This is a genomic window from Paenibacillus sp. FSL H8-0457, from assembly GCF_038051935.1.
Lineage (GTDB): Bacteria > Bacillota > Bacilli > Paenibacillales > Paenibacillaceae > Paenibacillus_AQ > Paenibacillus_AQ lautus_A.
On the sequence record NZ_CP150293.1, the window covers coordinates 290,497 to 303,772 of the forward strand.

The following is a 13,276-nucleotide window of genomic DNA, read 5'->3' on the forward strand; positions in this document are numbered from 1 at the left end:
TATGTAAGAAATAGACCCTTACACAGCGTAGTTCCAGAATATGACATGTGTCAATATAAGATTGAGAACGATGGCTCCTTACCCTAACAAAAGAGCCTCCATCAGAATGGAAGCTCCTTTAATTTATATTCGATATTCATCTGTTCATACCATGCGTTTAGTCCGGTCCAGAGCTGCTCGCAGAGTTCATAGACATGATCGATTTGGAGAAGCTGTCCACGCATGACCAACTGTGCCAGCTCGTCATAACCGGAAGGTCGGGATGGGAGGGTAAGGGATTCCTCCAACGTCCGGGCCCTAGTATGATAAAAGGTTCGGTTGGCAAGCCCAATCAGCTTGGCCGTCTGCCAGGTCAGGTCCTTAGCGCCAAGCGGGAGATAGTTAAGGTTCCCGGACTGGACGTTGTTTCGGATTTTGCCCATCGTTTCGTAAGGCTCCCAAATCATGAATTCCCGCATCGTTTCTTTGATCGCCTCGTCCGAAACCTCGAGGGGGAGCTTACGAATCTCGGCGAGCAGGTTCCCCGGATCGTAGATTTCCTGCAGGTGTACATAGGCGCCGGCTTTAATTGCCCAGGAGTCATCCACTGACGCGGCAGCCTTGAAGATGTCTTGTTTCTGTTTCATTCCGATTTCGATTTTGAATGGGGGATATATGAATTCGTATCCGGGCAGGGAGACTCCGTCCTGCGTAACAACCCGAAGCTCAATGTCCGAGTAAGGGCCATCCATTCCTTGCGCAATCGAACCGTATAGGCCGATGGCCAGAATGTCATCGCCGTGCAAGTGAAGCAGCCGGTCTTTGATGTGATGAATGATGTTCATTTTCTCTTCTCTGGTCGTAGCCGCAGGATAAGATAGCATAAGGAAATCCCCTCCGAAGAAAGTTAGTTATCTATATTATAGTATAAACAGGACAGTTGTTTTAGGGGGTGACTGGTTTTTGAAGTTTAAGAGTGTTCTAACCGGGTTCGTCTTGGCGATGGTGATTGGTTGTTCTGGATTAAGCAAGATAGCTGTGCCTGAGGATCTGCTGGCGGAAGAAGATGAATTACGAATTCATTATTTCTATGAAGATGCGAATGCCGCGAAAGGGCCGAATGAGAAGACGCATGTTGCATGGTGGAGTGAAGAGGTCCGTATGTCCGATGCCGATCGAGAGGTTTTGCAGGCTGCCATGTTGCATAATGTAAGGGACGAGACCGGCAGGCAAAGGGCGGATGCTATAGGACTAACCAGATTTCCGATTATTGTATTGGTGAATGATAAGGAAATCGTCTTGAAAACGGATGACTTAGATGATGTTATAGATTCTCTTAAAAAGAACAGGCAGGGATCATAATATTCCAATTCCCTTACCCCATATTATGGTAGTATATCCTTGCGGAGTGTGCAGGAGCTGCCGCATCCGCAGCCAATCTATAGCTGAGGTGAGAAGAGATGAGTAAAGCTGAGCAGAGTAGAGGCAAGACCAAGCAGGAATTGGACCGGGTTGTATTCATTGGCCGCACATTTGAAGAGTACGCACACATGTTTGATTTGAAGATGCCGGAGCTTGCCGGTAAAAGGGTGCTGGATTGCCCTTCCGGCGCGTGTTCGTTCACCGCTCACGGTTCGAAGCAGGGTCTCGGTATAACGGCCAGCGATATTGCTTATGATCACAAACCGGATGATCTGGAGACGAAGGGACTGCAGGATATCGGGCATGCCATGGAAACGATGGAGCAGGCAAAAAGCAATTATGTCTGGGATTATTACGGGGATGTGGAGGGGCTCCGCCGGCATCGCGAGCAAGCGCTCCGCGATTGCGTTAGGGATATGCGGGAGTTTCCGGATCGCTATGTCGCTGCGGTACTGCCGGAGCTGCCTTTTGATAACGAACAGTTTCACTTGGTGCTGTCCGCCCATTTTCTGTTCATGTATAGCGACCGATTGGATTATGACTTTCATGTCCAGACGGTTCGGGAGCTGCTGCGAGTGGCCTCGGAAGAGGTGCGCATCTTCCCGTTGACCGATTTATCGGGGAGCCGCTACGTCCATTTGGACCGTCTGATTCATGAGCTGGAGGCAGAAGGCTTTCGGGTAGCGGAAGTTAAAGTACCTTATGAATTTATGAAGAACGGCAATTCGCTGCTAAGCATTCGTAAGATATAGAAGCTTGAGAAGGTAAGAAGCGAGGAAGCCGGCAATGTGCCGGCTTCCTTTTTCTCTGGGGATGGTGATTGTCGCCAGAGCAGCAGGATCTGTCGTATTCATTGATCCCATATATGCTTCAATCCTACAGGAGCACGGAGAATGGTTTTTCATAGTGGTGGAGGACAAATGACAAAAACTCAATATTGATATGAAGAGGTTGTTTGCTATAATGTGTTCAACAGAGAGGGGGCGTGATGGTGGGCGGTCGGGTGTTAACGTAAACCCCGATGCTCATGAACCTATGGCACATGACCAACCACTAACGAAAGAAGCTATATTAGATGCGGCTGAGCAGACGCTTCGGCGTTATGGCCCCGACAAGACTTCGGTTGTCGATGTGGCCAAAGCGCTGCAGGTGAGCCACGGCTCGCTTTATCGGCATTTTCCCAGCAAGGCCGCTCTCCGAGAAGCCGTCACGGAGCGGTGGCTTCAGCGGATTGCGGATCCGCTGCAGATCATTGCAGACGGGACGGACGGCAGCGCCACCGATCGCTTGCGGTTATGGACGGATACCCTGATCCGGGCTAAGCGGACTTACGTTCTCGAGGATCCCGAGATGTTTGCCATGTACGCGTCCGTGACGCTGGAAGCCGTCAAGATCATTGATACGCATGTGAATTTGTTAATCGGGCAGATCACCCAGATCATGGATCAAGGGATGCGTGCCGGTGAATTCAAGCCAGGCCGGCCGGAGTCGGCGGCGAAGGCATTTTTCATGGCAACCTCCTTGTTTCACCATCCGGCCCATGCCTACCAATGGACTTCGGATGGGATCGAAGCCGCCTTTGAGTCGGTGTGGACGTTACTGTTGGTCGGGATTTCGACGAACGGTTAGCGGGAATAGGGATATGGCCAACCGCCGTCATCAGAATGCGGCAGGGTACTTTGGGAGCTAGCATGATGAGATCATTCCTTATGTAAAAAAGATGCTATTCTTGGCGATACTCGCATGGGATAGCGTCTTTTTTGTTTTGATTCGTTTACAAATGACAAAATTATAAATCTGTCACTTGTAATTTGTTATAAAGCGACATATAATCAAGTTACTAATAAGAGATTGCAGATCTGAACATCCATCTGGGGCAATAATCGTGTTTTACAATTCATATGCGGGAGGTTTTATCATGACAAAGGGCTTATCGGGCAAGGTTGCTATCGTAACGGGAGCATCCAGAGGCATCGGGCGTGAAATTGCAGAGAGACTTGCGGAGAACGGAGCCGAGGTTGTCGTAAACTATGCAAGCAGTCCGGCTAAAGCCGAGGAAGTGGTGGGCCGCATTAAGCAGGGCGGCGGCGAAGCCCGGGCCATTCAAGCCGATATTAGTCAGGTAGCGGAGATCGAACGGCTGTTTCGTGAAACGATCGAAGCCTATGGCGGAATCGATATCCTCGTGAACAATGCCGGCATCATGACCACCAAGCCGATTGCGGCCATGACGGAGGAGGATTTCGATCAGCAGTTTGCGATTAACGTGAAGGGGACTTATTTTGCGATCCAGCAGGCTTTTCACCATATGAACTCCGGCGGGCGCATTATCAATTTCTCGACGTCGGTGTCTGGGCAGATGTTCCCGACTTACAGCGTGTATGCAGGGACGAAGGGAGCTGTAGAGCAGTTTACGCGTCAGTTGGCCAAGGAATTCGGGCCCAAAGGGATCACGATTAATGCAGTGGCGCCCGGTCCGGTTAATACGGAGCTATTTACCGTTGGCAAATCGGAGGAACAGATTGCGGGGATCGTGAGCATGAACTCCTTCGGGCGCATGGGCGAACCGGCTGATATTGCAGGGGTCGTGCTGTTTCTGGCAAGCGAAGAGTCAAAATGGATCACGGGTCAAACGCTGCGCGTGAACGGCGGGTTCGTGTAATATCAGCGTTATGGCTAAGGAAAAAATAAAAATGCACCGGGATTCCGGTGCATTTTTGAATGACGGAAGGCCACGCCAGTGCGTCATAATGACCTTCAACACATTTTATACCCAAGGATTTTTCTCTAGAGGGCGCTATTTCCCTCAAGACCCTCAAAACACTTTAAGCCCCTCAAGGCATCCTTAGTCCAGGTCCTTCCACTTCAGGTCCAGTGTCGGAGGCGTGTAGCTATCCATAAGCTCTAACAACTTGAGCGGATCATCGGACATGTTGATCAGGTTCAAGTGAGAGGAGTTGGAGAAGCCCTCGGTAATGCTGTACTGAATCAGCTTCATGAACGGTTCGAAATAATCGCGGATACTGAGCAGCCCGATCGGCTTCTGATGAATGCCGATTTGCGACCAACACAGCACCTCGAACAATTCCTCATAGGTTCCAAAACCGCCCGGCATGGCGATAAACCCGTCGGCCAGCTTGCCCATCGTCGCTTTGCGTTCATGCATGTCGGCGACTTCAATGAGCTGGGTCAGCTCGGTATGTACGATTTCCCCCTTGAACAGCCCTCTCGGCATGACCCCGATCACTTCGCCGCCATTTTGCAATACGGCGTTGGCTACTTCACCCATCAATCCGATGTTGGAGCCGCCGTAAACTAGTTTGTATTGGTTATGGGCAATATGCCTGCCAAGTTCGGACGCTTTTGCTTTATAGTCCGGATGCTCGCCCATGTTCGATCCTGCAAATACGCATATGGATTTCAATTTGCACACTCCTTGCCCAGATGTTGATATTTTGTTTGAGTAATTATACTATATATAGTGATTTGTGTCATGGAATGTTCGGCATATCCTTTCGGCGCCGACATAGCACCTTTTTATTTTATGGCATGCATGTTCGTTTTATCATGGATTTAATCTCGGATTGTGTAAAAAGAAGATGCAGTCATCCCAAGAAATCGCGGAGGTAACACACGTAATGGATATGAATGTAGCGCAGCAATGGATTAAACAGTTCTACGGTGAAAGAGGCTGGGCCGGGTACGGTCCCTTTATCCGGGTCGGATTTTTGATGGAGGAAGCAGGAGAAACGGCGCGCGCCGTACGCGCTTATGAGATCGGCAGGGACCGCCCCGATGAGGAGGTTCAGTCGAGGGAACGGCTCAAGCAGGATCTGGTGGAGGAGATCGGCGACGTGCTCGGCAACATTTCGCTGCTGGCGGATCTCTATGATATTTCGCTGGAAGAAGCATTTACGGCTCATCAGCAGAAGCTGTTGAAACGGTTTGGTTCTTAAAGTTGACAGGCTAGTGCCGGTTCCCATTCAGTTTGTGGTAGTCCTTCGGAATGCTTCATAGGCGAAGGACGCTGCAGGCGCAAAACTTACGAAGGAAAAAGGCTGCTCCAGGTTCCCGGACCTTTTGGAGCAGCCTTTTTTTGAATATGATAAATCGTTATGAAATCCTAGGATACCAGCACCTTGCGGAATTCCTGCGTCAGCAGCGGGACGACATCGAACAGATCGCCGACGATGCCGTAATCGGCAACTTTAAAGATTGGCGCCTCCGGGTCCTTATTGATGGCAATGATGACCCGGGATTGGCTCATGCCGGCCAAATGCTGGATCGCGCCGCTAATGCCGCAGGCAATATAGATCTCGGGCGTGACGACTTTGCCGGTCTGCCCGATCTGGAGCGCGTAATCGCAGTAGCCGGCATCGCAGGCGCCGCGCGATGCGCCGACAGCCCCGCCGAGCAGGTCGGCGAGCTCCTCCAGCGGCTTAAAGCCGTCCGCGCTCTTCACGCCGCGCCCGCCGGAGATGACGATTTTGGCTTCCGATAGGTCGATTTTTCCCGTGGTTTTGCGGACGACTTCCTTTATCACGGAGCGCAGGGAAGGAGCCGGGTAAGCGATGTCCTCAATGCCGGCGCTGGCGCCTTCGATGGCTTCCGCGGCGGGAATATTGTTCGGTCGAACCGTGACCACCCACGGTCCGTTCTGAAAGACGCGTTTCTCAAAGGCTTTACCCGCATAGAGCGGACGCGTGAATACCGCTTCTCCGCCTTCGTTGTCAATGGCGGTGACGTCGGAAATCTGTCCGGCATTCAAGGAAGCGGCCACCAGCGGTGCCAAGTCGCGGCCGATGGCCGTATGCCCGAAGAGGACGGCATCGGGCTGAGCCTGACGGATTACCGCTTCGATAGCGGCCATATAAGCTTCGGGGTTATAGCTCTCCAGATCCTCATGCTCGACGGTATAGATGGTATCGGCACCATAGCCGTTCAGGGCCGATACGGCCTCCGTAATGTTGGAGCCCGCAACCAGAATACGGATGCTGTCGCCATCTTCTGCAATTAAACGGGCAGCGCCAAGCGTCTCGAGAGCAACCTGACGCAGCTTCCCATCCCGGTTCTCGGCATACACTAATATCGTTTTGCTCATATCATAACCTCCTAAGATCCATTTGGGGTTGAAAGTAAAGAGAGTTTTACGATGTCGGCCAGCCTGAGCGTCCAAAGCGAATGCGGAACATTCCTCCAATCGCTGATGCCCCGGATTTCCAAGGCGCATTAAGCGAAAAGCGTGCATGACGGACATCCCGTAAACCATACAATCAGAATACATAAGGCACGATGACATCGGGCTTTGCCGCTGCCATGTAACCGCATTCAATAGTGGGAATCGAAGGAAATCACACGTTCAATTTGTCCTTTTATCTAAATCACTTTCGACTGCGTGCGCAGCAAGGATACCAGCTCATGCGCCACTTCGGCAGGCTCGCCCTTCAGAATGCGCCCGGCGCTTCGCTCCGGCGGCAAGGACAGCTCGCTTTGCTTCGTTGCCGGCTGAATCTCGGGTTCGGATAACCCGAGATCATCCAGGGTCAGCGTCTGAAAAGGCTTCTTCTTGGCCTTCATGATGCCCGGCAGCGACGGATAGCGAGGTTCGTTCAATCCCTGCTGTGCGGTGAAGATGGCCGGCAGCTGAACCTCAAGCACTTCCAGATCGCCTTCGGCATCCCGATGCACTTCAGCGGTGGTCCCGTTAAGCGTAAGCTTGGTAATGGAGCCGGTGTGCGAAATGCCGAGAAGCTGTGCCAGGCGGATGGCCACTTGGCCCGAACCGCGGTCCACGGAGAAGTTGCCGCCGAGGATCAGATCCGGGCTTTCCTTGGACAAATACGCATGCAGCACCTTCGATACCGCATATTCATCGTCCGGAATCCGTTCGTCGGAGATCAGCACCGCATCGTCCGCCCCCATCGCAAGGGCGGTCCGGAGGGCTTCTGCCGTACGGTCGGGTCCGACGGACAGGAGCGTCACGCTGCCGCCGTGGTCATCCCGAAGCTTCACGGCTTCTTCTACCGCATATTCGTCATACGGATTGATGACGAATTTCACCCCATCCTCGGCAATCGATCCATTCTCAATCGTGATTTTTTCCTCCGTGTCAAAGGTCTGTTTAAGCAATACCACAATCTTCATCGGTTAAACTCTCCCTTCAATATGAATATCAGCAGGACTTATTGTCCGCCGGAAACACCATTGAGAAAAAAGCTTAGCGTCTCATCCGCTTGATCGGACAACGAATATTTACGGCCCGAGATCAGCCAAGAGGTTACCGCTTCGTCCATCGCGCCAAAAATCAGGTTGCGGACCAGCTTGACGTTCAGATCGGAACGGAATTTCTGTTCTTGGATGCCCTGTTCCAGGATATTCTCGATCAGTACGATATATGGCTTGAGCGCGCTGCCGATTTCCTTGCGCAGCTCCAAATCGCTCTGCCGCAGCTCAATCTGCGTGACATATGCAAGTTCGGGATTGCTCTCCAGCTCCGAGAAATGGATGCTGCACACCGTCCGCAGCGCTTCCACGGCGTCCGTGGTTCCTTCCACGCTTTCGTGGAATTTGCCGACCAGTTCCCCAAGCTTTTCTTGGAACAGGCGGATCAGAATATCCTCCTTCCTCTTAAAGTACAGATAGATGGTGCCGTCGGCCACGCCGGCAGCCTTGGCGATCTTGGATACCTGGGACCGGTGATAGCCGTTTTCGGCAAAAACTTTCAGGGCGCCCTGGAGGATCAGGTGGTATTTTTCATTTTTTTTACTTGTCATATGCTCACCCCGGTGTTAGAATACAGTTAAAATTATGAATGAATACTCATTCATTTCTTGTATCCATCATAAAATACGTTCATGTCATTGTCAACGATGGGTTATCGAAGACGCGTAAAATGGATGAAGCAGACCTGGAAGAGCAGCAAAATAAGGCGTTCATATCAGAGCAATAGACGGCAGTTTAACCGGAAGAAACGAATAGCTGGGTATCCGCAGGCAAGTACACAAATACGGATGTAGCGTTGTACAGAGGAAGAGATGCAGCTAGCAGTCATGATGTTCGGTTTAGAGTGGTCGGCACGGCACGATGTGGAGGTCTTATTTTTGTCTCTATAATGAAAGCGCTTCATATATTGTCCCAATCTTGACACAATGACGAGCCGGTTCTGGAAGGAGTGACAGGAGCTGTAGAATTGGACGCTGCAGAGACGAAATGAAGGGTGTGGAAGAAGGATCTTTTAACGCAAGGGGCTGAGAGGGATGATTCCAACATTAATCAACGCGCTGCTCTTTGTCTTGATCACGGGCTGGGCAGTGTACATGTTCGCCACCGTGGTGTATCGCCGTTACCTGTATATCCGTTTGGGCAAGCCGGCGAATCTGAAGAAGGATCTGAAGGAGCGCCTGAGCCAGTTCGCCATCCAGGTGTTCGGACAGAGCAAGCTGTTCAAGGACCGCAAGAGCGGGATCATGCACTTTATCGTGTTTTACGGATTTATCATTTTGCAGTTCGGGGCGCTCGATATCATCTGGAAAGGGCTGTCGGGCCACAGCTTGCCGATTCCGGGCCAAGCGGGTTTCATCCTCATGCAGGAGATTACGGTTGCGCTGATTCTGCTGGCCATCGGTTATGCGGCATATCGCCGCTATGGCGAGAAGCTGAAACGGCTCAAGCGAGGCTGGAAACCAAGCATTGTCGTGTTTTTCATCACCACGCTGATGGCTTCGGTGCTGCTGACGATGGCCTTTGAACGGCTGATGGAAGATCTGGCGTGGTCGGCCATGGCACCCATCTCCTCGAGTATCGCGGCCGCGTTTGCCTGGATGCCGTCGGTGGCAGTAACGGTGTGTTATTACGTATTCTGGTGGCTTCACCTGTTGATTCTGCTGTCTTTCCTTATTTATGTGCCGCAATCGAAGCATTTTCACCTCATTACGGCGCCGATCAACATTCTGGTTCGTCGCACGGATCCCCCGGGCAAACTCAGCAAGCTTGACTTGGAGGATGAAGAAGCCGAGGAGTTCGGGGTAGGCAAAATCGAGGACTTCACGCAGAAGCAGATGCTGGATTTCTATGCCTGCGTTGAATGCGGACGATGCACCAACGTGTGCCCGGCCTCGAACACGGGCAAGCTGCTGTCGCCGATGCACATGATCGTGAAGCTGAGGGATCATCTCACGGAAAAAGGTGCCGCGCTCACCTCCAAATCGGCGTGGATGCCTGCTTCCGTGTTTGGGTCGCCGGGCGTTCACTCCATGGGCGCAACGGATCTGGCGCTTGTCGGCTGGAAGGGCGAGGGGGTCACCGACATCGGGCCGACGATGGATGTGCAGAAGCGCTCCTGGCACCAAGTCGAGGGCGTCGACCCGAAGGACATTCAATTGATCGGCGGCGTCATGACCGAGGAAGAGATCTGGGCATGCACGACCTGCCGCAACTGCGAGGATCAGTGTCCGGTCGCGAATGAGCATGTCGACAAAATCGTGGATCTCCGGCGACATCTCGTTCTGATGGAGGGCAGCGTGCCGCAGGAAGGCCAGCGCGCCATGCAAAACATCGAACGACAAGGCAACCCTTGGGGAATCAGCCGCGCGGACCGGAGCAAGTGGGTGAAGGAGGTCGATCCGGAAGGGACGTTGGATCTGAAAATCCCGACCGTGAAGGAAAATCCGGACTTCGACATTCTGTTCTTTGTCGGTTCGATGGGTTCCTACGACAATCGCAGCCGCAAGATCACCCGTGCCTTTGTCCGCCTCATGAATGAAGCGGGCGTCAACTTCGCCATCCTCGGCAATGAGGAGAAGAACTCGGGCGACACCCCGCGCCGGATGGGCAATGAATTTCTGTTCCAGCAGCTGTGCATGGAGAACATCGAGACGTTTCAGAAATACGATGTGAAACGAATCGTCACGGCTTGTCCGCATACCTTCAATATTTTCAAGAACGAATATCCCGAATTTGGATTGGAGGCCGAGGTCATCCACCATACGGAGCTGCTGGATCAGCTGGTGAAGGAAGGGCGACTTAAGCCCAAGTATCAGGTTCAGGAGAAAATCACCTATCATGACTCCTGCTATCTTGGGCGGTATAACGACGTATACGATCAGCCGCGCAGCGTGCTTCGCGCCATTCCTGGCGTCGAGCTCCTGGAGATGGAGCGGAATCGCGAGAACGGGATGTGTTGCGGCGCCGGCGGCGGTCAGATGTGGATGGAGGAGGACGCGGGCAAGCGCGTGAATCTGGCGCGTACCGAGCAGGCGCTGGCCGTATCTCCGACGATGATCAGCTCCGCCTGCCCGTTCTGCCTGACGATGCTGGAGGACGGCACGAAGCTGAAGGAAGTGGAAGAAAGCGTGAAAACGCGAGATATTGCGGAAATTTTGGAGTTATCCGTATTCGGTCTATCCGAAATCCATGAACAGGAGGTCGTTGTGCAATGAGTAATACCATTACCAAAGAAGCCGTCAGCGGTTCCGGGGTCGCAATTCGAAACATCACCAAAGCCGCCGTGATCGGCTCGGGCGTCATGGGGTCGGGGATCGCCGCCCATCTTGCCAACGCAGGCATTCCCTGCCTGCTGCTCGACATCGTTCCGAATTCCTTGACCGCCGAGGAGGAGAAGGCCGGCCTGACGCTGGATCATCCGAAGGTACGAAACAGGCTTGCCGCCAAGGCGATAGCGGCTCTGCCTAAATCAAGCACCGCTCCGCTCTACAGCGCTGATTTTGCGGATCGGATCATGCCGGGAAACACCGAGGATCATCTAAGCCTGTTGAAGGATGTGGACTGGATCATCGAGGTGGTTACGGAACGCCTGGAAATCAAAAAGAGCATCTTCAAGCAGATTGAAGGCGCGCGTAAGGAAGGATCGATCGTCAGCACGAACACCTCGGGCATTTCCGTCAATGCGATGGTCGAAGACTGCAGCGAGGAATTCCGCAGCCACTTCCTGGGAACCCATTTCTTCAATCCTCCGCGTCATATGAAGCTGCTGGAGATTATTCCGGGCTTTGATACCGATCCGGCCATTACGAAGTTTATGGTTGAATTTTGCACGAAGCGCCTTGGGAAAGGGGTTGTGCTTGCGAAGGACACGCCGAATTTCATCTCGAACCGGATCGGCACCTACGGACTTCTGGTCACGCTGCAGGAGATGGTGAAGAACAGCTATACCGTGGAGGAAGTAGATGCGGCCACGGGTCCCGTTCTGGGACGTCCAAAGAGCGCCACCTTCCGCACGCTGGATCTGGTTGGCATCGATACGTTTGTCCATGTGGCCAGAAACGTGTACGACTCCGTACCGGACGGCGAGGAGAAAGACGTGTTCACGGTGCCTGACGTCATGAATGAGCTTGTCGCCCGCGGCTGGACCGGGGAGAAGGGCGGCCAGGGCTTTTATAAAAAAGTAAAAGGGGATCAAGGCAGCAAAATCCTATCGCTCAATCTGTCCACGATGGAGTACAACCCGAGCGCCAAAGTGAGCTCCGCTTCCATCGAAGCCGCCAAAGCGGTAAAGGGAGCCAAGCGGAAGATCAAGGCTTTCCTGGGAACGCAGGATCGTTACTCGGAGCTGGCCTGGAATGTATTGAAGCAAGTGCTCGTCTATGCAGCCGGCAAGCTGGGAGAGATCGCCGATTCCATCCAGGACATCGACAATGCGATGAAATGGGGTTTCAACTGGGAGCTCGGTCCCTTCGAGACCTGGGATCTGATCGGACTGCCGGAATCCGTGCAGCGCATGGAAGCAGAGGGCGTGACCGTCCCGGCGTGGGTGAAGGAGTGGGTTGCCGCAGGCAACAAGTCCTTCTATCAGGAGAAGGACGGCGAGGTGTTCCATTATTTCAAAGGCGAATATAAGGGCGTTGAGGTTCAGCACGAGCTGATCTCGCTGCAAGCGCTCAAATCGCAAAACCGGATCATCCGCTCGAATACGGGGGCGAATCTGATCGATATTGGGGATGGCGTTGCATGCCTTGAATTCACTTCGCCGAACAACGCGATCGGCGCCGATATTCTAGTCATGATTCAGCAGAGCGTGGAAGAGGTCAGGGCCAATTACCGCGGGCTGGTGCTGGCGAACGAAGGCCGGAACTTCTGCGTCGGCGCCAATCTGATGCTCATGCTGATGGAAGCGCAGAGCGGCGACTGGGATGAGGTGGATGACATCATCCGTCTGTTCCAGGGCAGCATGATGAAGCTGAAGGGGCTGGAGAAGCCGGTTGTGGCCGCGCCTCACCGGATGACGCTGGGCGGCGGCGTGGAGGCGTGCCTGCCGGCGGACCGGATCATCTTCTCGGCGGAGACCTATTTCGGCCTGGTGGAGACGGGGGTCGGTCTGATACCGGCAGGCGGCGGCTGCAAGGAGCTGGCGCTGATGACCAGCAACCGCCATCCCGACAAGGACAGCGACCTCCAGCCGGAGATCAACAAAATCTTCGAGATGGTGGCGATGGCCAAGGCATCGACCAGCGGACATGAAGCCATCCGCATGGGGTATGGACGCAGCGGTGATACGGTGGTCATGAATCAGGATTACCGGATCCATGAAGCGAAGCAGGCCGTGTTAGCGATGGACCAGGCGGGTTATGTCCCGCCGCAGCCGGGCAAAGCCCGCGTTGTCGGCCGCGATGGCCGGGCCGTGCTCCAAATGGGCGTGATCGACATGAAGCGAAGCGGCTATATCAGCGATCACGATCTGTTGATTGCGAAGAAGCTGGCGCATATCCTGACGGGCGGCGACGTCCCTGCAGGAACGGTCGTGAGCGAGCAGCATCTGCTCGACCTGGAGCGCGAAGCATTCCTCAGCCTGCTCGGGGAGGTCAAGACCCAGCAGCGCATGCAGCATATGCTGGCAAAAGGCAAGCCGCTGCGGAATTAA

12 protein-coding genes are annotated in these 13,276 nt (G+C 53.5%); 7 read left to right on the forward strand and 5 right to left on the reverse strand.

The annotated features are described in order from the left end of the window. Window positions 1-101: 101 nt before the first annotated feature. Complete coding sequence (locus MHI43_RS01365) at window positions 102-863, reverse strand: kanamycin nucleotidyltransferase C-terminal domain-containing protein (RefSeq protein ID WP_036664886.1); 762 nt, start codon at window positions 861-863, stop codon at window positions 102-104. A 79-nt stretch (window positions 864-942) separates the two neighbouring features. Here MHI43_RS01365 and MHI43_RS01370 point away from each other — a divergent pair, with 79 nt between their 5' ends. From MHI43_RS01370 to MHI43_RS01385, 4 genes are all read left to right on the forward strand, one after another. Beyond that, window positions 943-1,341, forward strand: coding sequence for a hypothetical protein (locus MHI43_RS01370; protein ID WP_235201866.1), 399 nt, complete (start codon window positions 943-945; stop codon window positions 1,339-1,341). A 98-nt stretch (window positions 1,342-1,439) separates the two neighbouring features. Beyond that, window positions 1,440-2,153 (forward strand): hypothetical protein, encoded by a 714-nt coding sequence (locus MHI43_RS01375; RefSeq protein WP_036664885.1) that lies wholly within the window; start codon window positions 1,440-1,442, stop codon window positions 2,151-2,153. A gap of 283 nt (window positions 2,154-2,436) precedes the next feature. Next, window positions 2,437-3,030 carry a TetR family transcriptional regulator gene (locus MHI43_RS01380; RefSeq protein WP_036664884.1) on the forward strand — a complete coding sequence of 198 codons (594 nt, stop codon included), beginning with the start codon at window positions 2,437-2,439 and terminating at the stop codon, window positions 3,028-3,030. A gap of 289 nt (window positions 3,031-3,319) precedes the next feature. Beyond that, complete coding sequence (locus tag MHI43_RS01385; protein ID WP_036664883.1) at window positions 3,320-4,063, forward strand: SDR family oxidoreductase; 744 nt, start codon at window positions 3,320-3,322, stop codon at window positions 4,061-4,063. A gap of 183 nt (window positions 4,064-4,246) precedes the next feature. Here the strand turns inward: MHI43_RS01385 and MHI43_RS01390 are convergent, their stop codons facing one another. After that, window positions 4,247-4,825: a TIGR00730 family Rossman fold protein gene (locus tag MHI43_RS01390; protein WP_036664882.1), complete on the reverse strand. Its 579-nt coding sequence runs from the start codon at window positions 4,823-4,825 to the stop codon at window positions 4,247-4,249. A 214-nt stretch (window positions 4,826-5,039) separates the two neighbouring features. On the opposite strand from MHI43_RS01390, the gene MHI43_RS01395 reads away from it, so the two are divergent. After that, window positions 5,040-5,357, forward strand: a complete 318-nt coding sequence (locus MHI43_RS01395) for a MazG-like family protein (RefSeq protein ID WP_036664881.1) — start codon at window positions 5,040-5,042, stop codon at window positions 5,355-5,357. Window positions 5,358-5,524: 167 nt separating this feature from the next. Here the strand turns inward: MHI43_RS01395 and MHI43_RS01400 are convergent, their stop codons facing one another. From MHI43_RS01400 to MHI43_RS01410, 3 genes are all read right to left on the reverse strand, one after another. Then, window positions 5,525-6,502 (reverse strand): electron transfer flavoprotein subunit alpha/FixB family protein, encoded by a 978-nt coding sequence (locus MHI43_RS01400; protein WP_036664880.1) that lies wholly within the window; start codon window positions 6,500-6,502, stop codon window positions 5,525-5,527. A 275-nt stretch (window positions 6,503-6,777) separates the two neighbouring features. Continuing rightward, window positions 6,778-7,545, reverse strand: a complete 768-nt coding sequence (locus MHI43_RS01405) for an electron transfer flavoprotein subunit beta/FixA family protein (protein ID WP_036664879.1) — start codon at window positions 7,543-7,545, stop codon at window positions 6,778-6,780. A gap of 38 nt (window positions 7,546-7,583) precedes the next feature. Beyond that, a complete protein-coding gene (locus MHI43_RS01410) occupies window positions 7,584-8,174 on the reverse strand; it encodes a TetR/AcrR family transcriptional regulator (protein WP_036664878.1) in 591 nt (196 codons plus the stop codon). 483 nt (window positions 8,175-8,657) lie between these two features. On the opposite strand from MHI43_RS01410, the gene MHI43_RS01415 reads away from it, so the two are divergent. Both MHI43_RS01415 and MHI43_RS01420 read left to right on the forward strand, forming a co-directional pair. After that, window positions 8,658-10,838, forward strand: a complete 2,181-nt coding sequence (locus MHI43_RS01415) for a heterodisulfide reductase-related iron-sulfur binding cluster (RefSeq protein ID WP_036664877.1) — start codon at window positions 8,658-8,660, stop codon at window positions 10,836-10,838. Then, window positions 10,835-13,276 (forward strand): 3-hydroxyacyl-CoA dehydrogenase/enoyl-CoA hydratase family protein, encoded by a 2,442-nt coding sequence (locus tag MHI43_RS01420; protein WP_051425404.1) that lies wholly within the window; start codon window positions 10,835-10,837, stop codon window positions 13,274-13,276. The genes MHI43_RS01415 and MHI43_RS01420 overlap by 4 nt, the downstream gene beginning before the upstream one ends.

Bases quoted from the DNA above. Each gene is read 5' to 3' on its own strand.
- MHI43_RS01365 (WP_036664886.1), bottom strand. From the start codon at position 863: ATGCTATCTTATCCTGCGGCTACGACCAGAGAAGAGAAAATGAACATC.
- MHI43_RS01375 (WP_036664885.1), top strand. From the start codon at position 1,440: ATGAGTAAAGCTGAGCAGAGTAGAGGCAAGACCAAGCAGGAATTGGAC.
- MHI43_RS01380 (WP_036664884.1), top strand. From the start codon at position 2,437: ATGGCACATGACCAACCACTAACGAAAGAAGCTATATTAGATGCGGCT.
- MHI43_RS01385 (WP_036664883.1), top strand. From the start codon at position 3,320: ATGACAAAGGGCTTATCGGGCAAGGTTGCTATCGTAACGGGAGCATCC.
- MHI43_RS01395 (WP_036664881.1), top strand. From the start codon at position 5,040: ATGGATATGAATGTAGCGCAGCAATGGATTAAACAGTTCTACGGTGAA.
- MHI43_RS01400 (WP_036664880.1), bottom strand. From the start codon at position 6,502: ATGAGCAAAACGATATTAGTGTATGCCGAGAACCGGGATGGGAAGCTG.
- MHI43_RS01405 (WP_036664879.1), bottom strand. From the start codon at position 7,545: ATGAAGATTGTGGTATTGCTTAAACAGACCTTTGACACGGAGGAAAAA.
- MHI43_RS01410 (WP_036664878.1), bottom strand. From the start codon at position 8,174: ATGACAAGTAAAAAAAATGAAAAATACCACCTGATCCTCCAGGGCGCC.
- MHI43_RS01415 (WP_036664877.1), top strand. From the start codon at position 8,658: ATGATTCCAACATTAATCAACGCGCTGCTCTTTGTCTTGATCACGGGC.
- MHI43_RS01420 (WP_051425404.1), top strand. From the start codon at position 10,835: ATGAGTAATACCATTACCAAAGAAGCCGTCAGCGGTTCCGGGGTCGCA.